Annotated in this window: 16 protein-coding genes; 12 read left to right on the plus strand and 4 right to left on the minus strand. The window is 44.9% G+C overall.

All coding sequences use genetic code 11. From position 1 onward, the window contains the following. Positions 1 to 188: 188 nt before the first annotated feature. The 6 genes from QUA83_RS14780 (at position 189) to QUA83_RS14805 (ending at position 10,515) form a co-directional block, all read left to right on the plus strand. A complete protein-coding gene (locus QUA83_RS14780; protein ID WP_333293871.1) occupies positions 189 to 1,397 on the plus strand; it encodes a 4-hydroxy-3-methylbut-2-enyl diphosphate reductase in 1,209 nt (402 codons plus the stop codon). Positions 1,398 to 2,131: 734 nt separating this feature from the next. After that, the gene (locus QUA83_RS14785) at positions 2,132 to 4,090 is read left to right on the plus strand and encodes a CHASE3 domain-containing protein (protein WP_333293872.1); all 1,959 of its coding nucleotides are present in this window, start codon (positions 2,132 to 2,134) and stop codon (positions 4,088 to 4,090) included. After that, positions 4,053 to 4,514 (plus strand): response regulator, encoded by a 462-nt coding sequence (locus QUA83_RS14790; protein WP_333293873.1) that lies wholly within the window; start codon positions 4,053 to 4,055, stop codon positions 4,512 to 4,514. The genes QUA83_RS14785 and QUA83_RS14790 overlap by 38 nt, the downstream gene beginning before the upstream one ends. Positions 4,515 to 4,691: 177 nt before the next feature. Further along, positions 4,692 to 6,167, plus strand: a complete 1,476-nt coding sequence (locus QUA83_RS14795; RefSeq protein ID WP_333293874.1) for an ATP-binding protein — start codon at positions 4,692 to 4,694, stop codon at positions 6,165 to 6,167. Positions 6,168 to 6,590: 423 nt separating this feature from the next. Beyond that, entirely contained in the window at positions 6,591 to 9,509 is a 2,919-nt protein-coding gene (locus QUA83_RS14800) for a PAS domain-containing protein (RefSeq protein ID WP_333293875.1), read from the plus strand. 508 nt (positions 9,510 to 10,017) lie between these two features. Then, positions 10,018 to 10,515 carry a hypothetical protein gene (locus QUA83_RS14805; protein ID WP_333293876.1) on the plus strand — a complete coding sequence of 166 codons (498 nt, stop codon included), beginning with the start codon at positions 10,018 to 10,020 and terminating at the stop codon, positions 10,513 to 10,515. Between the two features lie 66 nt (positions 10,516 to 10,581). On the opposite strand, the gene QUA83_RS14810 is transcribed toward QUA83_RS14805, so the two are convergent. The 3 genes from QUA83_RS14810 to QUA83_RS14820 all read right to left on the minus strand — a co-directional run bounded on the left by QUA83_RS14810 (position 10,582) and on the right by QUA83_RS14820 (position 15,214). Continuing rightward, positions 10,582 to 10,947: a response regulator transcription factor gene (locus QUA83_RS14810; RefSeq protein WP_039886668.1), complete on the minus strand. Its 366-nt coding sequence runs from the start codon at positions 10,945 to 10,947 to the stop codon at positions 10,582 to 10,584. 322 nt (positions 10,948 to 11,269) lie between these two features. After that, positions 11,270 to 13,606: a polysaccharide biosynthesis tyrosine autokinase gene (locus QUA83_RS14815; RefSeq protein WP_333293878.1), complete on the minus strand. Its 2,337-nt coding sequence runs from the start codon at positions 13,604 to 13,606 to the stop codon at positions 11,270 to 11,272. 135 nt (positions 13,607 to 13,741) lie between these two features. Then, entirely contained in the window at positions 13,742 to 15,214 is a 1,473-nt protein-coding gene (locus tag QUA83_RS14820; RefSeq protein ID WP_333293879.1) for a polysaccharide biosynthesis/export family protein, read from the minus strand. Between the two features lie 205 nt (positions 15,215 to 15,419). Between QUA83_RS14820 and QUA83_RS14825 the strand changes: the two genes are divergently transcribed. The 6 genes from QUA83_RS14825 to QUA83_RS14850 all read left to right on the plus strand — a co-directional run bounded on the left by QUA83_RS14825 (position 15,420) and on the right by QUA83_RS14850 (position 23,047). Continuing rightward, positions 15,420 to 16,841 (plus strand): O-antigen ligase family protein, encoded by a 1,422-nt coding sequence (locus QUA83_RS14825; protein WP_333293880.1) that lies wholly within the window; start codon positions 15,420 to 15,422, stop codon positions 16,839 to 16,841. Positions 16,842 to 16,972: 131 nt separating this feature from the next. Beyond that, a complete protein-coding gene (locus tag QUA83_RS14830; protein ID WP_333293881.1) occupies positions 16,973 to 18,310 on the plus strand; it encodes a flippase in 1,338 nt (445 codons plus the stop codon). Next, positions 18,307 to 19,503 carry a hypothetical protein gene (locus QUA83_RS14835; RefSeq protein WP_333293882.1) on the plus strand — a complete coding sequence of 399 codons (1,197 nt, stop codon included), beginning with the start codon at positions 18,307 to 18,309 and terminating at the stop codon, positions 19,501 to 19,503. The genes QUA83_RS14830 and QUA83_RS14835 overlap by 4 nt, the downstream gene beginning before the upstream one ends. A 232-nt stretch (positions 19,504 to 19,735) precedes the next feature. Beyond that, positions 19,736 to 20,713: a glycosyltransferase family 2 protein gene (locus tag QUA83_RS14840; protein WP_333293883.1), complete on the plus strand. Its 978-nt coding sequence runs from the start codon at positions 19,736 to 19,738 to the stop codon at positions 20,711 to 20,713. A gap of 102 nt (positions 20,714 to 20,815) precedes the next feature. Then, complete coding sequence (locus QUA83_RS14845; protein ID WP_333293884.1) at positions 20,816 to 21,757, plus strand: glycosyltransferase family 2 protein; 942 nt, start codon at positions 20,816 to 20,818, stop codon at positions 21,755 to 21,757. A gap of 24 nt (positions 21,758 to 21,781) precedes the next feature. Next, positions 21,782 to 23,047: a glycosyltransferase family 4 protein gene (locus tag QUA83_RS14850; protein ID WP_333293886.1), complete on the plus strand. Its 1,266-nt coding sequence runs from the start codon at positions 21,782 to 21,784 to the stop codon at positions 23,045 to 23,047. Here QUA83_RS14850 and QUA83_RS14855 read toward each other — a convergent pair. Continuing rightward, entirely contained in the window at positions 23,044 to 23,802 is a 759-nt protein-coding gene (locus QUA83_RS14855; protein ID WP_333293887.1) for an FkbM family methyltransferase, read from the minus strand. The genes QUA83_RS14850 and QUA83_RS14855 overlap by 4 nt on opposite strands. Positions 23,803 to 23,824: the final 22 nt, after the last annotated feature.

A 23,824-nucleotide genomic window follows, 5' to 3' on the forward strand; every position in this document is an offset into this window, starting at 1 on the left:
TTCCTACCCTTCGGGAACGGCTTCGCCGAACGCGTCCTTCGCGTCTTCGCGGTTCATTCCTTCTTCCCTCTCATGTGTCGATCGTATAAATAGCATATCCCCTCTTCGCTACTGAGCCAATAAGCCCGATCGCACCCCCGGCATTCTAAAATCAAAGGTAATTAACCTAGATTTCAAATCGATACCGCATGGATACTAAAGCTTTTAAACGATCGCTCCAACAGTCTGAAAACTACCACCGCAAGGGTTTCGGACACGAAGCTGAGGTAGCTGGGGTAATGCAGACGGCTTATCAAAGCAGTCTGATCCAGCAAATTCGCGACAATAATTACAGACTGGAACGCGGCGCAGTTACGATCCGGCTGGCTCAGGCTTTTGGCTTTTGCTGGGGGGTGGAACGCGCTGTAGCTATTGCTTACGAGACTCGCCAGCATTTCCCAACCGAACGGATTTGGATTACTAATGAGATTATTCATAATCCGTCTGTCAATCAGCATTTGCGGGATATGGAAGTTGGTTTTATTGCTGTTGAGAATGGGCAGAAAAATTTTTCTGTTGTCGATAGTGGCGATGTGGTAATTTTACCTGCTTTTGGAGCGAGTGTTCAAGAAATGCAGTTGCTCAATGATAAGGGTTGCAAGATTGTTGATACTACTTGTCCTTGGGTTTCTAAGGTTTGGAATACTGTTGAAAAGCACAAAAAGAAGGATTATACTTCGATTATTCACGGTCAGTACAAGCATGAGGAAACTGTGGCAACGAGTTCTTTTGCTGATAAGTATTTGATTGTGTTGAATTGGCAAGAAGCTAAATATGTCAGCAATTATATCTTGCATGGGGGCGATCGCGCTGAGTTTCTTGCTAAGTTTAGTAAGGCTTGTTCTGCTGGCTTTGACCCGGATCGGGATTTAGAAATGGTGGGGATTGCCAACCAAACTACTATGCTCAAAACTGAGACAGAGAATATTGGCAAGTTGTTTGAAAAAACAATGATGCGAAAGTTCGGGCCGGAGAATTTGAGCGAGCATTTTCTGAGTTTTAATACTATCTGCGATGCGACTCAGGAACGGCAAGATGCTATGTTGAGTTTGGTTGAGGAAAAGTTGGATTTGATGCTGGTGATTGGGGGTTTTAATTCTTCTAATACTACGCATTTGCAGGAAATTGCGATCGACAAAACTGTTCCTTCTTATCACATTGATTGTGCGGAGCGCATTTTACCGGGAAATCGGATCGAACACAAGCCTTTGGGGGGAGATTTGATCGTAACTGAAGGTTGGCTACCGGATGGTAAAATTGTAGTGGGCGTGACTTCGGGTGCTTCTACGCCGGATAAGGTTGTTGAAGATGCGATCGATCGCATTTTCGCGATGAAAGCAGCGGCGGCGATTGTCTAATTATATTGTTTCGGCACTGCACTCGGAATCATAATTTTCTCAGTGCAGGGCGAGTCTCTCTTTGCGAGTGCGATCGAGCGTCTCGATCGCAAAAAGATATAATTCTGATGTTAAACTAATTTCAACACATTAATTCTCCCCAATTACCCGATCGCTCGCATTTCTGATTTCTGATAATATTCACCCGCGTCATCCCCTCTGTGAATTTCTCCCTGCCTACAACCGATTATTTGTTTAATAAAATATTAAAAATTCGCCCTTTTTTTTTGGGTAAAAAGCTTGACTTGGCTATTTTGATAATGTATTATTTAATAATGGGAATAGTGGCAAAATTGAAATTTATGTCACCACTCCCATTATTTAAAATATACCCCAAAAATCAACTTTAGTCAATAGGTAAAAACTCTTTTCTTTGCGCCGCAATTTGAAACTGCCCAAGAAACACGAACGATACAAAACTCGATACAAAAAAAGGCGAATTAAGCTTTGCAGGCTATCCGAGATTGTCTGGTGTCTGCCTGAATCACAAAACCCAAGAGATCGATTGATTGCATCTGTGACTTAAGGGGGATGCGAGGAGGAGCTAGGCTAAACTAGGAACAAGATCGATCGCACATTTAAGCCTAAAATTTATTTATAGGCTTTAGTCGCCGTCTTTGACCGCACCAAAAATTCGGGTAGTCTTAATCCAGCTAAAATAAAAGAAAAAGCAGGACTCGCGTGCCGAGTATTTCATGAAACAATCGCTGACTCGCCAAATCACCGCAGGTATCGGAATGGCCGTGGCGCTGCTAATTTTAAATGCGGCAACTTCCTACCGCAATACTCTTAAGTTAGTCGAAAACGAACGCTGGGTGAGCCACACTCACAAAGTTTTAACCGAACTCGAAGCCACGCTTTCCACCTTAAAAGATGCTGAAACCGGACAGCGCGGTTATTTACTGACAGGAGAAGAACGTTATTTAGAACCGTATCACAGCGCGATCGCCCGCATCAACCAACAAGTAGTTGGATTGCAGCAGTTAACCGCTGACAATAATCGGCACCAACAGCGCATTCGCGACTTGAAAATTGCGATCGACTCTAAATTAGCCGAACTTGAAGGAAGCATCAATCTGCGACGCCAACAAAACTTAGAAGCAGCCCTGCGGGAAGTAAAATCTGGTAGGGGAAAGCAAATCATGCGCGGCATTCGGCAACAGATAGCCGCCATGACTGCGGAAGAAACTCAGCTATTGCAGCAGCGCGCCCGACAATCTCAAACGAGCGCTACTTTGACAATCCTGACTTTTACCGTTGCTGCTTTAGTAAATTTCCTGTTGATGGTAGTGGTTTACTATTTGGTGAAGCGCGATCAAACTTTGCGCGACAATGCCGAAATCAAGCAAAATCAACTCTTAGAACAGCTAGAACACGATCGCCACTCCCTACAATTAACCGAAGAACGTTTCCGCCTCGCCATTCTCAACGCACCGCTGCCAATTATGCTGCACGCTGAAAACGGACAAGTTTTGCAAATTAACTGCGCTTGGACTGAACTCTCAGGCTACGAATACTCAGAAATTTCCACAATTGAAGATTGGACAGAAAAAGCTTACCACAGCCGCAAGTCGCTAGTGCAAGCAGATATCGATCGGCTGCACCAATTAAACGGGCGCATTTCTGAAGGCGAATATATGATTGCCACAGCCAGTGGCGAAAGTCGAATTTGGGAGTTTTATTCCGCACCTCTAGGCAAGCTTTCCGACGGCAGAAGTTTAGTAATTAGTACCGCCATTGACATAACTGCACGCAAACAAGCAGAAGCGGAAATTCGGATGCTCAACGCTACCTTAGAAAGGCGCGTGGAACTCCGCACCAATCAACTTCAAGCAGCTAACGAAGAATTAGAAGCTTTCGCCTATACCGTTGCTCACGATTTGCGTGCTCCTCTGCGGGGAATGCAGGGATTAGCTGAAGCTTTATTAGAAGATTACCGTGACATCCTCGACGAACTTGGTCAAGAATACGCCCAGCAAATTGTTAATTCGGGGCAACAACTAGAAGAATTAATCCAAGATTTGCTAGCTTACAGCCGCCTCAGCCGCACTGATTTATCGCTGCAAGTTTTAGACTTAGAATCAGTTGTGGCCGAGGCAATTGCTATGGTAAAAGCTGACGCTAAATCCAGGCACGCTCAAATCAGTGTTCAATCACCCTTGCCTGCGGTAATTGCCCACCGCGTTACTTTAGTTCAAGTAATCGCCAATCTGCTCACCAATGCTATAAAATTTGTGGAAGGCGCACCACCCCAAGTGCATATATGGGCCGAGGAACTTGAGCTGCCTCAAGAGGGAGAGACAGACAGGGATCTAGCGGGAGAATTGGAAAGGCAAACTGTGGGACAGTGGGAACATTCCCAATTACTTATGGCCAGCCCTCTATTGCCAGTCGGCCTCATCCGTCTTTGGGTAGAAGACAACGGCATCGGTATTGCTGCGGAACATCAAAAACGCATTTTTCGGGTTTTTGAACGGCTGCACGGTATCGAATCTTACCCCGGAACTGGTATAGGATTAGCTATTGTAAAAAAAGGAGTCGATCGCATGGGCGGTCAAGTTGGAGTGGAATCTCAATTAGGACAAGGCAGTCGATTTTGGATACAACTGAGGAAGCATGACCCAAACGCAGACGATTTTGTTGGTGGAAGATAACCCCGTTGATATTTTGTTGATGCAGCGGGCATTTCGCAATGAGACTTTTGCTAATACTTCGCTGCAAATTGTCCGAGATGGAGATGCAGCGGTTTTTTATTTAAATGGGGACGGAGAATACAGCGATCGCGATCGCTATCCTTTACCTGCGATAATTTTACTAGATTTGAAATTGCCCAGACGATCCGGCCACGAAGTTCTGGTTTGGCTGAGGCAGCAGCCGGAACTAAAACGCTTGCCGGTGGTTATGCTTACTTCTTCTCGGCAAACATTTGATGTCAAGCGCGCTTACGATTTAGGGGTGAATTCTTATTTGGTTAAACCAGTCGGGTTTGCTTCTTTATTGGAAATGATGCAGAGTTTTAGCGAGTATTGGCTTAACTATACCGAACTGCCGGAACCTAGAGAGTTTTCTGGTTTGTAGTAGCGTTTTTCCGGTTTTTATTGCTTGTTTCCTCGTTACGATACTCTTTCTGGTAACGAGGAAATTAAGTTTCTAGTGAGGAAGCCCGTCCTCTATCTTAAATGGGCAACCTCCAACATTTTTATTATGAGTGATTAAGTGGCTCTCTCGCCAACAGCCAAATTATCAATTGTTAAAGTGGTACACATTCTAGTAATTGACGACAACCCAACGGATAGGCTGCTCGTCAAACGCGAATTAGAGCGGCAATTCTCGCCATTGCAAATAACGGAAATTTCTGACGATAGATTATTCGGGGAAGCACTGAAACGAGGGGGATTCCATCTGGTAATTACCGATTACCAGCTACGCTGGACGAACGGTTTGGATGTCCTTAAAACTATTAAAGTCAGTTATCCAGAATGCCCGATTGTAATGTTTACGAATACTGGCAATGAAGAAATTGCTGTAGAGGCGATGAAATCAGGCTTGGACGACTACATTATCAAGTCGCCGAAGCACTATGTCCGCCTTTGCGTTGCGGTTCGGGCAGTGCTCGATCGAGTTGCCGCCTGGGAACGAGTTTCCCGACTAGAAAATCAACTTCATTCTCTGCTAGAACACTTAAATGTCGGAGTTTTTCGAGCGACTTCCGAGGGGCAGCTTTTGGAAAGCAATCAAGCTTTTTTGCGCTTGTTTGATGCCAGCAATTTAGCCGATGTCCAAGGGATTTATCTCCAGCAATTATTTGTGCAACCTCTAGATTCACGGGAGTCTCGGTCTCACAATCTCGAAATTACATTTCCTTTGCCAGACGGTCGAGTAAAATGGATTCGGTTTACTCAATATCTCTACAGGGCAGAAGGTGAAAGTACCATTGAGGGATTGGTTGAAGATATTACTGAACTCAAGGTGGCTGAACTTGCTTTGCGGGAATTTAATGAAACTTTGGAAGAGCGCGTGAGAGAGCGTACTGCTGAGTTAGAAGAAGTTAACGCACAGCTCGAATCGTTTACATATTCAGTTTCGCACGACTTGCGCGCTCCTCTGCGGGGAATTTTGTTTTTTGCTGAAATGTTGCTTAAAGATAAAGCCAGCGAGTTGGATGCTACTGCACAGGATTACTTGTCTCGGATTAATGACGCTGCAAGTCTGATGAATACTTTAATCGAAAATTTGTTAGAGTACAGCCACCTCAGCAAAGCTAACTTCCCACTAAAAGCAGTTTCTCTTCATTTAATTGTAGGTCGATCGATCGCGCAACTAGAGGCTGAAATTGCCCAAAAACAAGCTCGGATAACGGTTGTTGAACCGCTACCTACGGTGTTGGCCCATCCTGCTACGCTGCTGCAAGTCTTGGCTAACTTGCTCTCCAATGCAATTAAGTTCGTGCAGCCTGGGATAGAGCCGCAGGTGCGAGTTTATGCAGAAGCTGAGGAGGAATATATCTATCTTTGGGTAGAAGACAACGGTATTGGTATTGCAGAAAAATTTCAAGAGAGGATTTTTGGGTTGTTCGATCGCCTGCACGGTCAAGAAGTTTATCCAGGGACGGGAATAGGGCTGGCGATAGCGAACAAAGGAGTTGATCGGATGGGGGGTGCGATCGGGCTGAAATCGACTCTGGGAACCGGTACCAGCTTCTGGGTAAAATTACGCAAGTGCGAGAGTTGAGGAAGCAAGTTCGGCAACGCACAGTGAATCGGGATTTAAAAGATGAGGTTCTAGGGAAGAGGGTTTTAACAGCAATATTCTGCTGTAGCTCAAAAAATCAATCAACCCGCTTGTTCACACCCGAAGACAGAATAAACAATTAGTATAGTAAGAGTTAAGTAATCTCTTGCACCTTTCCTGCCTGAGCTGGCTTTCTGATGTGTTTTACAATAACTTAGTTAATTAATTTGCTTCTGGGCACGCCCCTAAAAAGCTGGTTGAGGATATTACCAGCTTTAAAATATAATAAAATACAAGCAAATACAATAAATTTATTGGTAAGTCTAATTAGGCCACCAAGTACATATTTAAATTGTCGAGATTGCTCAATAACATATTGTTAGATTTAAGAATGTTTGTGCCAATACAAAAACTAAAAGGCTAATGCTGTCTATTCTGTTAATCGACGACAACCCGAACGATCGCCTGATGATCGAGCGAGAACTGAGGAAAACTTTTCCCGATTTAGAAATTAAGTCCGTTATTGATATCCAAACTCTAGAAAACACCCTGGCAGCCGGGGGTTTTGATATAGTAATTACCGACTACCAACTGCACTGGAGCGACGGATTAACTATTCTCCAAAAAGTTCACAGTCGCTACCCGAATTGTCCGGTAATTATGTGTACTGACAGCGGCAGCGAACAAGTGGCAGTCGAATCTATGAAAGCCGGCTTAAGCGATTACGTGTTCAAAGGGCGACACTTAAAGCGGCTGGCGGCGGCAGTGGGCGAAAGCTTGAAAAATCAGCAGTTGCGCGAGAACTACGCGAAAACTGTGGCGCAGTTGGCAATTTCGGAGGAAAGGCTGAGGTTGGCGATCGAAGCCTCGAAAATGGGAACTTGGGATTGGAATTTATTAAATGGGGAGATGGTTTGGTCGGAGGGACACGAACTGTTATTCGGGCTCGAAAAAGGCAGTTTTGCGGGAACTTACGAAGCGTTTTTTAGCTGCATTCACCCGGATGACCAGGCCTCGATCGCCCGGGCTGTTGCCTTTGCTTTAGAAAACAAAATAGAATACCAATACGAATTTAGAGTGATTTGGCCCGACGGCAGCTTGCATTGGATCGCGAGTAGGGGCAAGTTTTTTGATGATGATACAGGTAAATCGGTGCGATCGAGCGGCGTGGTTTGGGATATTACCGATCGCAAATTATCGGAAGCCAGGGTGCAAGAAAGCGAGGAAAACTTGCGCTTTGCTCTAGAAGCAGCTAATACGATCGCTTTTACCTGGGATGTGGCATCGGGGGAAGTCCGCCGTTCGTCCAATGCCGAAACACAGATGGGTTTGGGCCCAGATAGCACCTTTGGTACTTTTGAGCAAAAAAAGAATGCGGTGCATCCAGAAGACCGCGAAAGGTTTTTGGCAGATGTGGATGCAGCACTCACGGGCACGGGAGTTTACGAGTCGGAATACCGCAAAGTGCGACCCGACGGGTCAGTGATTTGGCTTCACGACAAAGGGCGGGTGGTTTTTGACGCATCCGGTACACCCCTTCGGCTGTTCGGGGTGGCGATCGACATTACGGATCGCAAACAATTAGAATATGATCGCTCCCGCGCGTTGGCCCGCGAGCGCTCGTATTTGCTTCGCCTGCAAAAGTTAACATCCGCGTCAGTTGCTATCAACTCCACGCTGTCGGTGGCAGAAATACTTCAGTTAGCTGCCGATAGCGCCCGCCAAATTCTGGAAGTCCACCAGGTAGCGGTTAACCTCAACCCGGCCGCCAACTGGGATGCGGGAATTAGCAAGTTTTCCATGTCAGAAAAATACGCCGCGTGGCAAGATTACTGCGAAGAGCCAGACGGTACGGGCATTTACCAACAAGTTTGCCAGCACCAACAGGCGATGCGAATGACTCAAAGCGAGTTAGAGGCTCACCCGGCCTGGCGGGGGTTCGGCAAGGCTGCGGGGAAGCACCCGCCGATGCGGGGCTGGCTGGCTGTACCGTTAACGGCTAGGGACGGCAGAAATCTGGGATTGATTCAGTTGTCGGACAAGTACGAGGGGGAGTTTGCCGAAGATGACCAAAGTATTTTAATGCAGTTGGCTCAGGCGGTGTCGGCGGCGATCGACAATGCCCGACTTTATGAGGAATCTCAGCAGGCAAATCGCATGAAAGATGAGTTTTTGGCAACTCTTTCTCATGAGTTGCGATCGCCCTTAAACGCGATTTTGGGCTGGGCGCAACTGCTGCAGCAACGCAATTTCAATCCGGCTGCTACTGGGCGGGCTTTAGAAACGATCGAGCGAAATGCTAAATTGCAAACTCAATTGATTGATGATTTGCTGGATATTTCGAGAATTATTCGCGGCAAGTTGACTTTGAATCCTGATGCGGTAAATTTGATTTCGATGGTGGAAGCAGCGGTGAATACGGTGCGGTTGGCTGCCGATGCTAAGTCGATCGATTTGCAGTTTGCAATTGTAGATGTGGGCTTGGAGACTCCTGAATTTTCCCAACTTGGGAAGGTTTCTGGCAATCCTGAATCTCAGTTAAATCCGAAATTTTGGGTATCAGGAGACCCTGGCCGCTTGCAGCAAGTGATTTGGAATTTGCTGACGAATGCGATTAAGTTTACGCCGCGCGGGGGGCGAGTTGAAATCCGGCTTTCGAGAGTTGATTCGGAGGTTGAGCTGGCTGTTACCGACACGGGAATTGGGGTTGCACCGAATTTTTTGCCTTATGTGTTTGACTCTTTCCGCCAAGCGGATGCTACGATTACTCGCAATTATAGCGGTTTGGGGCTGGGTCTGGCGATCGTCCGGCAGTTGGTAGAACTCCACGGCGGCACGGTTTGGGCCCAGAGTCCGGGACTGGATATGGGATCGACTTTTAGTTTCCGCCTCCCTGCGATGCAGGTAAATTCGATCGCGCGGGAGGAAGCGCCGGTTTTGGCTGGCGCTGGTAATTTACTGGGAGTTAAGGTTTTGCTGGTTGATGACGAGGTTGATTCGCGGGAATTTATGAGGTTTGTCTTGGCAGATTCCGGGGCCGCTGTCATGGCTGCATCGTCTGCTGCTGAGGCGTTTGAGGTGGCTTCGCAGTTTGGGCCGGATGTTTTGGTCAGCGATATCGGAATGCCGGAGGAAGATGGCTATTCGCTGCTACGAAGGCTGCGTTCTTTGAACACGCAGACAGGGAAATTTTGGGCGATCGCTCTGACGGCTTATGCTAGGGATGAAGACCGCGATCGTGCTTTTGCTGCGGGTTTCGATCGACATCTGTCTAAACCCGTGCAACCCGATGTTTTGGTAGAGACTATAGTCAAGTTGAGGCAGCAAGGGGGAACAACTTAAAAAATTTAATTAATAATTGATAATTGGTAATGGGAATTGGCAATTGTGTTTGTAGTGATCGAAAGCATCCAGGATACAAGCCCCCGGATTCATTCCGAAAGCAGACTCAGGACCCAGAAATCAAAAACCTGTATCCGATGAAACTTGCCGAACGTATTTATCTCGCGCAAGTCAATGCTTTAATTCTAAAATCTAAAATCTAAAATCTAAAATCTAAAATCGCGCAATCGATTGACGACTTTAATCCTCGTAAAACTCCCTGGTACTTGCCTTCCTCACTACCAATCTATAATGCTGATTTTACCGTACACGACCTGATTAACCCGACTGGATATCGACGGAAATCGCTCAACTGAGAAATATAAAAATTTGTATTTTTCAAACTCTTCAACTTCTGCTTGTGGGGCTTTGCTTCTAGCTCGCTGAAAATATGCAATTTCTATGCCGATTAGGTAATTGGTTTGTGTTAATATGCTAAAATATCCAACAACCACGCGGTAATAATTAGGTGGACAAACTTCAGACAGATATAGAGGCAATTTACTCTCAAATTGAGGAATTGCGCCTGGAACGCCAGCAGCTTAGTATTGCCGATGTTGTCCCAGCAGGTGATTCGCCCCAAGCGATCGCCGATGCTTATCGGCGTCACGCGAGGGAAACAGCACAAGTGTCGGCAGAAGTCAAGGGGATAGATGACGCGATCGCGGCTCTGTCTGCTCAACTGAGTCAGAAACAGCAGCAGTCGGTAAAGTTGCAAAGAATCACTCCGATAGAGCAGCAAGTTGAAGAAGGAAGATTACTAGCTCAGGGACACGCGGAACGGATTAATGAACTGGCGGCGGAACTGGCGGCGGAAGTGAAGGGACTCAAAGCTATCGCCGACCAAATTAGTCCCAGCTACTGGCAGGTTTATTACAAGCCTTTTATTACTGGTTTTAAAAGTATTTCTGTTCCCTACGTGCGATCGGACGGGGATGTTTGGACTATTGTCAATCGAGTAGTTTAAAGAGGCTGCGGGAGCAGAAATAATCAGCGCTGAAGACATTTTTTTTCCTGTCCCTATTCCTCCACCTCAACCTCGCAGCAGTTGCTTAATAGTGCCGACCAATTCTTGAGGGTGAAATGGCTTGGCGATGTAAGCGTCGGCTCCTTGTTTCATTCCCCAATAGCGATCGAACTCTTCGCTTTTGCTCGAACACATTACCACCGGCAAATTTTGGGTTTTAGGGTCGCTTTTGAGCCGACGACAGACTTCGTAGCCGTTCATCCGGGGCATCACGATATCCAGAACGACTAAATCTGGGCGGTTAGCCTTGATTTGCTCTAGAGCTTCTACGCCATCACTCGCTACCGTGACGTTGAGTCCTCTACCTTTGAGCAAGTCGGCGATCATCTCCCGCAGAGTGACGCTATCATCAACAACCATAACTGTACTCATAGAATAATCCCTACCAAGTTTCTGGGTTGAAACGTTCTCATTAACGTTTACACTAACGTTCACCTTCAAAGGTGTCTTTTCCTGATTGAGATTGCGCTCTGCTAAATGTAGTTTACCCACTTTTGCTGATTTCTCAATCATTTTCTGAGTAATTACCGCAAAATTTAAAGATCCGCGCAATCTCGGTTGACACACGAGGCTATGTCCGTTAGTCTATCATTTTCTTTCTCAAATGGTACTATTATCAAAAAATCAGGGTATAGCTTGGTTGTGCGTTTCCCGTTGAGGACGGCGGCGCTCGGCCGCCTGCATCAACATTTGTCTACTTAGGATTTTTAGTACCTAAAGCCGATAGTTTTTGGTCGTAGACCGTCTCTAAAACGACCGGGCGCTGGCGGTAGCTGTGACCGGTGTTTTTGCAGCCATTAGCAACGATTCCCAAGACGGAAGCTCCAGAAATTTTTAATTCTTCTAAAACTTTGCGAACTTGCGATCGGTCTGTTTGCCCAATTTGGACGACCATAATCGTAGCGTCTGTGTGAGCTGCGATCAAGTGGGTGTCTGCCAAGCCTGCTAGTGGCGGGGTGTCATAAATTACTAAGTCAAAAAATGCTTGAAATTGCTCCATCAGATACTGCATTTTTTTGGAAGAAAGAAGCTTGATCGGATCGGGGGGAATTTGGCCTGCGGTGAGTACAAACAAATTTTCTTGGTTCGGGGCTCGTTGAATCGCGTCGTTGAGGCTGAGATCCGTGGAGATGGCATCGCCCAGGCCACGCACGTTTTGCAGTCCTAACTTAGTGTGCAGTTGCGGGCAGCGCAAATCTGCATCTACTAACAATACTCGCTGTCCGACTGCTGCTGCTGTGGCTGCTAGGTGCAAAGCTACTGTAGATTTGCCGTCTCCGGCTACGGCTGAACCAACTAAAAGCGATCGAATTGCCGTGCCTGCACTCAGCAAGTGAATGTTCGTGTATAGCGATCGAAATGCTTCTAAAAATTGATAGTCCAAGTCGCTCAAAATACTTGGGCCATCGCTCATCGAACCACTATCTCTAGCTTCGCCCAGTTCGACTACTTCCACTTTCGAGTTTGATCGAGCCGATGTTAGTTTCCTCTGTCTGGCTGGCGGTCGGCGCTTGACTTTTTTGGTAAACGGAATCACACCGAGTATGGGCAATCTTGTGGCAATTCTCAGTGATTCTGGAGTGTGGAACACAGTATTTAGTACCTCTACCAGCAAGCCGACTGCTATGCCCAGGAGTGTGCTTAAAATTACTGCCAGCGCTAACTGTTTTTTGGTTTGTTTGACGGTAGCTGTTAGAGGGTTGCCGAATTTGTCTAGCGGAATTTCCGGAGGATTGATCAGCACCCAGGGGATTTGCTGCTGAGCTGCATCGATCCGCAAGGCTTCTCGTTTTGCCAAGAAGTCCGAAAAACTCTTAGTAACTACTTGCAGTTCCCGCTGTAAATTGTCGTATTCTCGGGTGGTAACTGAAAAGTTTCTAATTTTTTGGTTGAGAGCATTTTGCAAAGCTGTCATTTCGCGATCGCGCGCTTCAACTTCTTTGATTTGGGTCTCTAAATTTCCCATCACCACTTCTTTTGCTTGTTGAGTGGCGGTTAAAATCAGTTCTTCCCGACTTTTTCGCAGCGCTAAAACTGGCAAACTGTCTTCTCTGTACTGAGCTAATTTTAATGACAATTCCGAGTCTATTCTCTGAATTTGACCTAAGAGTCCGCCGTAAGCTTGTCCTTGGGTCATCAGCAGCCCCTGGGGATTATTTTCGTTGAGTAGTTTTTGATAGCTTTGGTAGAGGTTTCGCATCCCTTTTAGCTGAACTCTAATTTCTACTTGCTTACCCCGAATGCTTTGAACTTGTTCAGACAGAGATTTTCCCTCTATCTGAGGTTCAAACAAGTTCCTCTGCTGCCGCAGCCTTTGGACTTGCAGTTGCAGAACTTCCACTCTTTCTCGGAGCTTGGGCATCTCCGTATCTATAAATTTAATACCTTGATTAATGCCCATCAGCCGTTGCTGCAAGCTGTAATCTAGATACGCTTTAGAAATTTTATCCAATACGGTGTAAATTTTTTTTTGGTTTGAATCTTTGTAACGAACTTGTAAAATTTTTGTGCCTTGCTGTTTACCATCTTTCGTGTAGCTGATACGGTTGATCGACATTTTTGAGATCAGTTCGCTATAGTTCATTTTGGGATACCATGCTCGCAATTCCTCAATCACGGGCTGCATCATTTTGGGGCTACGCAAAATCCTAATTTGGGTTTCGTAGTCTACTAAGCTAATTCCTTCTATATTAATTCTTGCTAAGTCGGCAGCTTGGGTGTTGTTTAATTGTTTGGATAGCAAACCTTCAGCCGTGGCTGGTTCTACCAACAGGGAAAAGGAGCCTTCATACTCGACCGTTATGCTTTTAGAAGTGGCGATGATCGCTGTTCCTGCCAGGGCGCTCAAAGCAATGGTGGCTGCTGCCATGACCAGGAAGCGACGGCGCACGACGCCTAAGAGCCAGGACAAGTCTAGCTTTTCTTCTTCTCTCTCCTCTACGAAGTGATCTCTGTAGTTCTGAGCAGATAACTCCGGCAGTTTGCCATTAGATTTGGGTGTGAAGGGTTGGTAATCTTGTCTGCTATCCATATTCAGCCAGGGTATTTTTGAGGTTGATATTTTTGAGGTTGATATTTTTGAAGCGGCTAGGTCGCGGCTGGGTAATCTTATTGTTTCGTTTATTCTAGCCTTTGCCAGGAATTATCCACCTCACCCGCCGCCTTCTTACCTAAATAAAAATCGGAGAACGTTTATAAAATTTAACACTCCCGTAGCTGGCCCGACAGGTCCGATTACAGCGTTCATGCGATCGACAAAATTGACGAGACCCCTGCGAGATACGATAATCATGTCGTTGTTGCGAAGTTGAGGATTGGTTTCTTCGTTAATTCCTTGAGTTAAATTGACTTCGATCGTCCGTTTAGTAGCTGTACCGTCGTTATTGAGGCGGACTAGCTCAACTTTATCCCTTCTAGCTCTGGTATTCTCGTAGCCAAAAAATCCTCTGGAAATTAAAGCTTGATTCAATGTGGCATTAGCTGGGAGCCTCAAGGGATCGAGGGATGTTCTGAGTTCTCCTACTACATAAACGTTAATGCCGACGGGGGCAAAGTTAGTGTTCGCGAGTACGCCAGCTTCTGCAGGGTTGACGATCGTAGCTTTGGGTACGATGATCGTGTCTCCCTCCTGGAGGATGGTATCTTGGGCGCCGTCGCCGGACTCTAGGAACTGCCACAGGTTGACTGGGATAATTTGTTCGCCTCTTCTGGTGACTCGCCGCACTTGGATTTGCCGGATGTCGGCATCGGAGGTGATGCCGCCTGCTAGCTGAATGGCCCGGATGACGGTGGGGAAACCTTCGCGGCTGAGGTCGTTTGTGGTGTTGCCACCGATCACGACGTAAGCCCCAGGCCGGGTGACTTGACCAACGATGGAGATCGATCGAGGTTTTTCTGGGGGTGGCGAAAAGTTGGCTGTCGCAAATTGACGAGCTTCTGCTTGGTTGAAGTTGGCGACTGTGGGAATCACGATTGTGTCTCTGTCTTGCAAAATGATGTCTTGAGAGATGTCTCCTTCTTGCAAGAATTTCCACAGGTTGACGTTGAGCACTTGATCGGGGCCGTCTCGTTGGGGACGGCGGACGCGGATGTTGCGGATGTCGGCGACACCCGTGACGCCTTCTGCGAGTCTGATCGCTTGGGTGACGGTGGGGTACTGGACACTCGGCGTGGCTCCCGGCCCGGGAGTTAGGGTTATGATGAAGTTTCCGGGCCTGGTGACTTCTCCAATGACGCCGACGTTGAGGGGGCGGGCGGCGACGAGGCTGACTGTGACTATGGGGTCTTTGAGGACGCGGCGGTAGGCGTTGCGGATGATGTTGGTGGCTTCTACTAAGGTGCGGCCGCGGATGGAGACCAAGCCGATCAGGGGCAGGTTGACTGAACCGTCGGAAAGGACTTCGTAGCCGCGGCTGAGTTCGGGTACTTCGAGTATTTCTACTTGGATGCGATCGCCGCCGCCGAGTTTATAGCTTTCCGGCGCTCTCCTAACGGGCGCAACGTTCTGGGCTTGGTCTGCGCCTAGCGGGATGGGAAGTTGTGCCGGGGTGCTTCTGGCGTCAGCGAGGACAGTGGAAGCAAACAAGACAACACCCACAACCGACGGGGCTATCTGTCTTGGAAAATGGGTGTTAACCATACACCACCTAATTTTATTGACTATGATTTATATAAGTGTAGCCTTTTTAGTGCTGGGTAAAAAGCTCATTATTTTAAGCGATCGCCGAAAAAACGATGCTGTACTTTTGCTTGATGCCTAATTTCTGTGTTAGCGTGGTTGCGGGTTGACGACTATATTTTATATCTATATAATTTGATATTGTTGGTTATAAAGGAAAGCAATTATGACTGAACCAGTGTCTCTACCAAATATGCTGAAAGAGCTGATTTTAGGTAGTTCTTCATTGACTTTGATGCTAATTGCTATACTCGCGATGGCAACTATACTATTATTTCAATTTGCTAGCTATAAAAAAATAGGTTTGGCTTTAGAAAAAAGCTTTGCTGGTCTTTATATTTTTATCTCTCCCTTTCTGACCCAACCTCCTTTTAATTACTTGCATTTTGTTAACTTGAAAGATCCAGAAGGTGGTATATTAAAACTACTACCTTATTTTTTTTACCCATGGGTAGTATTAATTTTAATTTCAAGACTTAAAATTTTTATGAACAATTTTATAGATATTTTTGCCCAATTATTGATAATGAATACTTTTTTTTTACTTTATATATTACTTCCATTATTGTCTACATTATGGTCTATAGTTCCTGAAGAAACGCTAAGAGCAGGCCTAGCTTTTTCAGGATTTACTGCTTTCGGCTTTTACATTGCAGCGCAATATAAATGGGAGGATTTATCTCGTTTTTGGCGGTGGGGATACACGGCAATCGGTTTGGCAAGTTTTGTAATGAAACCCCCTGGCTCAGGAGATTTTGTCGGCTTAACCCAATCTAAAAATTCTTTGGGGGGAGTCTTAGCTCTCTGTACGGCATTTTGGTATTTGCATTATTCTCAAGGAGCTAAAACTCCGAAAGAGCGCTGGATTGCTTTGGGAATGATGTTCTTTTCATTTTACCTAGTAAGGGCTAATAAATCGGGAGCGGCTCTAGTGATTACTATCATATTAATAGTTGCTGTATCGTCTCTAAATTTTCTAAAAAAATTAAGTTTTCAGTGGGCATTTACTGCGATTATATGTTTCCTGGTGGTCAGTATAATTATGACTGTTTTTGTAGTAGACAACCTAGAGGATATTATTGTAGGTGGGTTAGGCAAGGACTTGACTCTAACTGGGCGGACAGAATTCTGGCCGCAGTTAATCGCTGCGGTCAATCAACGCCCCTGGTTTGGCTACGGATACGATGGATTTTTTCAACAAGATAAGTTAGGAGCGGGTACTCCTGCTTATTTTATTTATACTCCTAATGGATTTCAACCGAAAAATCCTCACAATGGCGCGCTCGGTATCTTGTTAGCCTTCGGTTGGCCGGGATTAATCTTAATGATGACTTCCTTGCTGCTCAATTTAGCTTACGCTGTTCGGTATTTGAGTCGTAGCACCCTGGAAGAAGCGGGAATACCTATTTGTTTTCTAGTGTCTATTATTATAAGCAACATCACAGAAGGTTATATTATAGATCTAGCAAATCCTTGGCTGAGTTACGTAATGTTGACGGTTCGACTTGCGATAGATAATGCTAACAATAGTTCCCACAGTAGCACCAGTAACCCTCAAAGGCGTTCTGTAGCTCGCACGGTCGACTGAAGTAAGGTTTTTTGCGCGTATCACAAAGGTGCCAAGTTGTCCTATAATATCATCTAACGAGTGTGATTTTGCTGGATGGCAAAGCGTTCCACAACCGCCTTTATAATTTCCTAAACACTTAAAATCTTCTGATGTTAGACAAGCTAGCTGGGGTAAGTCAAAAGCTTGGGCCTGGTCTGCGCCAGGTACTAAGCAACATAGCTTGGCTGTTCACTGACCAAATCTTACAGATGGGTTTGGGTCTGGTGGTAGGTCTTTGGGTCGCTCGGTATTTGGGGCCTGTTCAATTTGGCTTGCTCAACTACGCCCTCGCCTTTGTATCTCTATTTAGTGCGGTGGCCTCAATGGGGTTGGGCAGAATCGTCATCCGCGATATCGCTAGCAACCCTGAATGCAAAAATGAGACCCTGGGGACTTCCTTCGGACTGCAATTTATTGGTGGTCTGATTACTCTGGTGTTAACTGTCACCGTGATTTCCCTACTTAAGCCCAATGACAGTCTGACTCGCTGGCTAGTGGGCATCATCGCGGCCGGAACTATTTTTAATTCTTTTGAGGCGATAAATTTTTGGTTTCAGTCCCAAGTCCAGTCAAAATATACAGTGTTGGCGAAGAATTCGGTATCTTTTTTGGTCGCCGCTGTCAGAATTGGGTTGGTAACATTTAAGGCTCCGCTACTTGCATTCGCCTGCATTCGATTGCTAGAGGTGGCAATGGTAGGGATGGCTTATGTATATTTTTATCAGCTTACTGGCAATAAAATTAAGCATTGGCAATTCAGTTGGGAGCGGAGCAGGGAATTGCTCTTGGAGAGTTGGCCGATAATTTTGTCAGGAGTTGCAGTCTATGTGTACTCGAAAACCGATCAGATTATGCTCGGTGCTATGAATAAAAATGCTGAACTGGGATATTATGCTGCGGCTGTTAAAATTTCGGAGATCTGCGATTTCTTACCGATGATCCTATCAAGCTCTATTTTTCCGAAGTTAGCAAATTTGAGAAAAAACAATTATGAAGAATATCTAAATAAATTTCAAATCTATTCAGATATTATGATATTTTTTTGGTTGGGAGTGGCAATCCCGATTTCATTGCTTTCTCCGTTAATAGTGCATCTGCTTTACGGGGAAAGTTATGCGAAGTCAGCATCAGTTTTGGCAATCTATGTTTGGGCACAATTTGGCAGTAACTTTGGGGTGGCGCGGAACACCTACTTGACCATAGAAGGTCAGTTGCGCTACAGTCTTTACTTAACTGTGGTTGGATCTCTTTTAAATGTGGGATTAAACTTGCTACTGATTCCTAAGTATGGAGCTTTTGGAGCAACTGCGGCTACTTTGATAACTTATTTTTACGTGATTATATTAGTCAATTTCTTGATTAAGGAATTGCGACCTTTTGGAAAATTTATCTGGCGCTCTCTCAACTTATACAAGGCTGCTTCTCGCCTCATAGGATTAGTAAGATGATTGAAATAAAACCAACTATTCAGCATAAATCTAATTGCCCTTATTGCGAGCGGCCACTCACGCCGCTCAGCGTATTCTGGCCGGGAATGCAAATTTGTGTAAACTCTAAGTGCGTTGACTGCGATTGCGAATTCATTGAAGGGTTGAGAGTGGCTCACTCGCTTCATAATCCCTACCAAATTGATTTAGCAAAAAAAGTAATTTGGTCTCACAAGAACTACAAAGAATGGTTTGTGAAACCCCTTCTAGAAGCTCTCCAAAATCCTGAAACTGAAAAACTAGAAATTGATAAAGAGGTTTTCCGGGACTGTAAGCGGATCGTCGTCTTAAACTGTCTTGATTATCTTTACGGACACTGCTTGTTAAAGCTGCTGAATGCCCAAAGACATTTAGATTCTCACTCGGATTGTGGCTTAGTTGTCATAGTACCAAAGTTTCTAAGGTGGATGGTTCCCGATGCAGTGGCAGAAGTATGGACGGTGAATATATCCCTAAAAAAAGGTTCATGCTATTATCCCAGATTTGAAAATTTCGTAGCCGAACAATTTCACCGTTATGATGAAATTTACGTGAGTAAAACACATTCGCATCCCAGCAAATTCGATATCACAAGATTTACTAGAGTTCCCAAACATAATTTTGAGGAAAAAGAATTTAAAATCTGCTTTATCTGGCGTGAGGATCGGCTTTGGTGTAATAGTTTTATTTTCCGAGTTCTCAGAAAACTAAAAATGCTAGATCTGGGAATCGCCCTCCAAAATTGGCAAGTGCGAAGGTTATTTGAAAAAATGCGTAATCGCCTTCCTGAAGCAAAATTTGCAGTGGTAGGTCTCGGCAAAAAAACTGAATTTCCTGAATGGATTGAAGACTATAGAGTAGATAAGTTTGATGCCAAAACAGAAATAGAAATGTGTAAAGTTTACGCGACGAGCCGTCTAGTAATTGGTTTGCATGGCTCTAATATGCTGCTGCCTTCTGCCCATGCCGGCATGACAGTTGATTTGATAGAGGAGCGGTGGGGTAACTTTGCCCAAGACATCCTTTACCAAGAAACTGATCCTCGGGTTGCTAGTTTCCGCTATCGATTTCTGCCAGTTCAGATGCAGATTTCAGTGTTAGCCAACATCGCTGCTTGGATGATTCTGACGAACTGTGAGTTTAAATCGCAGATGACTGCTGATGTCGTTGGTTGAGTTGCTGGAGAACAGTAGAGAAGAGGAAGTGGCGAAATGTTAAGGTGCGCTTGTGGATTGATATTGTCAAATTCACACTGTTTTGCTAGAGTTAAGGTAACACGCATCTAATTTTCCAAGGCGAGTCCTGTGCGACAAAAGTTTCCAGCCCTCAAAAGTGCTATTTAGATGTGTGTTCAATTACCCACACTAAAAGTTTTAGAGTCAAGAAAAGTTTTACTAAGGAGAAGCCATGGAGTCTCTAAGAGCGAAGTTAGTTCGCAAATGGTTACAATTAGCGAATCAGAGGCACGAGCAAAAAATACAGAAAAAAGTCACCAGTTCTCAAACTTCCGAACCCAGCTCAATTTACAAAAGCAGCCCCAAAATTTCACTCATTGTGCAATTTTTCAATAAAAAACCTAATATTAAGACTATCATCAATGCACTAAGGTTAACATCGGCTGAAGAACTGATAGTCATTGATGATGGCTCTAGTGATGGTTCCTACGAAGAGTGGATGAAATACCTGGATAGGCCCAATGACTTTCTACTGCGCTGCAATGACTTATTCGAGGTAAGAACCTACGAGCGAGCGATCGGGATGGCGAAAGGCGAGTTTGTTTGCTTACTGCAAGATGATGATATACCACCCTATAATAATACTTGGGTAGAGCACGCACTGTCTTTGTTTGAAGCTTTACCTGGTTTACTAATATTAGGTGGCAGAGAAGGGTTGGACTTTTTGACCCCAGATCCAGTGAATCCAAATGAAGAGCCTACCTATAAAAGAATTGGAGACATAATTACTCGACCAGGACTTTTTAAGAAACGGATTTATGCAACGCCTCACTACATAGAATCTCAGTCGGGTCTACCATTTATGTTTGCTACATCTGTTAACAGGGCTCCCACATTTCTGAGGAGAAAGCCTTTCCTGGAACTAGGAGGAATCAATCAAGATTATGCTCCGTTTCAGTTTGACGATGACGAGGCGAGCGTGAGAGCTTGGTTGGCTGGATACCAAGTAGGTTTATATCTCTGCCCATTTGTTAGAAATGTGGGCGAGGGTGGCATGAGAATCTTTAATAGCGAAAGAGTGAAAAAACAATCGGTTATTAATGCGAAAAAGTTTTATGAGGCTTATGCTCCTATTATTGCCAGTGGCGAACTGCAAAATATGATAGATCGTGCCAATCAGCAATTAATCAATGCTCCGAACAAGAACTAAATAATTTGAACTCACCCTGAGCGAGATATCACTGATGGACTTTTCCTAAAATTAGGCTGAGTCAGTCTCTATGATACCTAAACTATAAGCAGAGTCTAAGAAATGTCCAATTACAAAATCCAAACACCTGTCGCTTTTATCATCTTCAAACGTCCAGATACAACGGCTAGAGTATTTGAGGCAATTCGTCAGGCAAAACCTCCCAAATTGCTAGTAATTGCTGACGGCCCACGTCCAGATAGGCTTGGAGAAGATCAAGAATGTGCTGCTGCTAGAGCTATTATTGACCAAGTAGATTGGGACTGCGAAGTTTTGAATAATTACGCAGACGTAAATCTCGGTTGTCGCCTGCGGGTTTCTAGCGGTATGAATTGGGTGTTTAATCAAGTTGAAGAGGCAATTATTCTTGAGGATGACTGTCTCCCTCATCCTACTTTTTTCCGCTTCGCTGAAGAATTGCTGGAGCGTTACCGAGACGATCAGCGGATTCTGTCAATCTCTGGTCAAAATGTTCAGTTTGGGCGAAAAAGAACTGATTATAGTTACTACTTTTCTCGCTATAATCACTGCTGGAGCTGGGCGAGTTGGAGGCGAGCTTGGCAGCATTATGATTTAGATATGAAGTTGTGGCCGGAAATTCGGGATGGTAATTTTTTGATGGATGTACTGGGAGACTCCCATGCTGTAAAAGTTTGGACAAATACTTTTCAGCTTTGTTATGAAAAAAAATTACAGAGTTGGGCTTTTCAGTGGACATTTGCTAGCTTTATTCAAAATGGTATGAATCTTCTGGCAAATGTCAATTTAGCTTCTAATATCGGACATGGTGTAGGAGGAACTAATACGGAGAATGTCAACAGTCCTTATAGTAATATGCCTGTAGAAGCTATAACATTTCCGATGAAACACCCAGCCTTTGCAATTCGGGATGCACAAGCAGATACTTTTACAGAAAACACTTTATATGATTACGATCCGCCCTTGCTAAGAAAGGTGCAAAAAAAAGTCAATCAACTTTTGAAAAAATCAGGTAAAGTCAGCTAGAAATCTAGAGGATAGGCAGGGTAAATGAAGGTTGTAGTTATCAATAGTTCTGATACAGAAGGGGGGGCGGCCCGCGCCGCTTATCGGCTGCACCAAGGTTTGCAGGGGATTGGTGTGTCTTCGCAAATGCTGGTGAAACATAAGAGTAGTGGTGATCACAATGTACTTTTATCACAGAATAGTTTGGCCAATAAGTTTGAGAAGATTATTTCAAGTGTATCTAACTTGCCACTGAGACTTTATCCTCAGAGGAATCAGGCGATATTTTCTACAGAATGGCGGCCCGATTACCTAGCGGATAAAGTCGCTAAAGTTGAGCCTGATATTATTAATCTTCACTGGGTTTGTGGGGGTTATTTGCAAGTAGAAAGTGTTCCGAAGTTTAATAAACCCCTAGTCTGGACGCTCCACGATATGTGGCCTTTTACAGGTGGATGCCACTATAGCGAAGAGTGCGATCGCTACACTAAATCTTGCGGTAGCTGCCCGCAACTGCACAGCAGCAAAGATTGGGATCTATCGCGATGGGTGTGGCAGCGGAAAGCTAAAGCTTGGAAAAATATTGACCTAACTCTGGTTAGCCCTAGTGCTTGGTTGGCTAAATGCGCTAGTTCTAGTTCTTTATTAAAAGATTTTCGAGTTGAAGTAATTCCTAATGGCATCAATACTCAAAAGTACAAACCCATAAATCGTCACTGGGCGCGAGAAATCCTGAATTTACCTCAAAATAAACAAATTGTACTCTTTGGAGGTGCAGGTGGAACGGGCGATCGCTGGAAAGGATTTAACTTGCTTGTACCCGCTTTACAAAGCCTCAGTAAATCAGGCTGGAAAGATCGGATAGAGTTGCTGGTTTTTGGATCTTCTCAACCGGAAAATCCCATTGAACTTGGTTTTAAAACTAACTATTTGGGGAGACTAGCAGATGATATTTCCCTAGCAACTGTTTATGCAGCAGCAGATATCTTTGTCGCCCCTTCCGTGATAGATAACTTGCCAAATACAGTCATGGAAGCCCTTGCTTGTGGCATCCCCAGCGCGGCATTCCATATCGGGGGACTGCCCGATATGATCGAACACTGCTCCAATGGCTATTTAGCTAAACCTTATGAAACAGAAGACTTAGCAAGAGGTATTGCATGGGTACTCGAAGATCCGGATCGGCACCAAAAACTCGGTGCCAGGGCCCGTCAAAAAGTGGAACAGGAATTTACCTTAGACATACAAGCTAGGCACTATTTGTCTCTTTTTTCCGAACTCGCCAGCGCTTCAAACTGCACCGCCCCTTAAACCAACCGTTTCCGCTGCTGTGGCGTAGCAAAAAAATTAGACTTTCTAAATTGTCCGTTTTCTTTAACAAACACCATGTCTACTTGAGCTAAAGCTCCGTCGAGGGGACGGATGTAACCCCCAAAAATATCGTAGGTGGCGAATCCGCGCTCTTTCATATAACTGACGATATCGTAGAATTGTGGCCCGCCGACAAAGAATTCAAACAGGGATACTTCCAGAATGATTATTTCTGTATCCTCCAGCACCTGGCGAGAGCCGTCTAAAACATTAAGCTCAGCGCCCTGCACGTCTACCTTCAATAAATAAGGCCCTTTTAAGTTTCTTTCCCGGCACAAATCATCAAGGACAACCAGAGGAATTTCTCTGGGAACACCGTCGGCAACACTACCCTCTGACTCCTTGAGAGTAGAAGAGCCGTAAAGTTGAGGGTGAACATTAATCGTAATATTTCCCGCTTGAGCGCCGGCACCAGCCATGATATACTGAGCTTTGTATCTTTGACAAATTTCTTTTAAATTTTTCTCGTATTCGATCAAAGGCTCTACCAGCAAAAAATTGGTTTGGGGAAATTTTTCGTACAATTCAAAAGTCCCATAGGCAACCCCGACATCTATAACGGTTTCTGGTTGAAAACCCAACTTGATAAACTGATCGAGTACGCCGTACATAGATGTTCTCATGCCTTGACGCGGGATATCGAATCCCAAAGGCTTAAGAATTTTATACGCTATTTGTTTGAGTAATTGCCTCATATTTTTTTCCAGACTACAATAT

This window comes from Microcoleus sp. K1-B1, assembly GCF_036704705.1.
Lineage (GTDB): Bacteria > Cyanobacteriota > Cyanobacteriia > Cyanobacteriales > Microcoleaceae > Microcoleus.

What these genes read in the sequence shown, in the direction of transcription:
- QUA83_RS14780 (WP_333293871.1), top strand. Translation starts at nt 189, where the DNA reads ATGGATACTAAAGCTTTTAAACGATCGCTCCAACAGTCTGAAAACTAC.
- QUA83_RS14785 (WP_333293872.1), top strand. Translation starts at nt 2,132, where the DNA reads ATGAAACAATCGCTGACTCGCCAAATCACCGCAGGTATCGGAATGGCC.
- QUA83_RS14790 (WP_333293873.1), top strand. Translation starts at nt 4,053, where the DNA reads ATGACCCAAACGCAGACGATTTTGTTGGTGGAAGATAACCCCGTTGAT.
- QUA83_RS14800 (WP_333293875.1), top strand. Translation starts at nt 6,591, where the DNA reads ATGCTGTCTATTCTGTTAATCGACGACAACCCGAACGATCGCCTGATG.
- QUA83_RS14810 (WP_039886668.1), bottom strand. Translation starts at nt 10,947, where the DNA reads ATGAGTACAGTTATGGTTGTTGATGATAGCGTCACTCTGCGGGAGATG.
- QUA83_RS14815 (WP_333293878.1), bottom strand. Translation starts at nt 13,606, where the DNA reads ATGGATAGCAGACAAGATTACCAACCCTTCACACCCAAATCTAATGGC.
- QUA83_RS14820 (WP_333293879.1), bottom strand. Translation starts at nt 15,214, where the DNA reads ATGGTTAACACCCATTTTCCAAGACAGATAGCCCCGTCGGTTGTGGGT.
- QUA83_RS14825 (WP_333293880.1), top strand. Translation starts at nt 15,420, where the DNA reads ATGACTGAACCAGTGTCTCTACCAAATATGCTGAAAGAGCTGATTTTA.
- QUA83_RS14830 (WP_333293881.1), top strand. Translation starts at nt 16,973, where the DNA reads ATGTTAGACAAGCTAGCTGGGGTAAGTCAAAAGCTTGGGCCTGGTCTG.
- QUA83_RS14835 (WP_333293882.1), top strand. Translation starts at nt 18,307, where the DNA reads ATGATTGAAATAAAACCAACTATTCAGCATAAATCTAATTGCCCTTAT.
- QUA83_RS14840 (WP_333293883.1), top strand. Translation starts at nt 19,736, where the DNA reads ATGGAGTCTCTAAGAGCGAAGTTAGTTCGCAAATGGTTACAATTAGCG.
- QUA83_RS14845 (WP_333293884.1), top strand. Translation starts at nt 20,816, where the DNA reads ATGTCCAATTACAAAATCCAAACACCTGTCGCTTTTATCATCTTCAAA.
- QUA83_RS14850 (WP_333293886.1), top strand. Translation starts at nt 21,782, where the DNA reads ATGAAGGTTGTAGTTATCAATAGTTCTGATACAGAAGGGGGGGCGGCC.
- QUA83_RS14855 (WP_333293887.1), bottom strand. Translation starts at nt 23,802, where the DNA reads ATGAGGCAATTACTCAAACAAATAGCGTATAAAATTCTTAAGCCTTTG.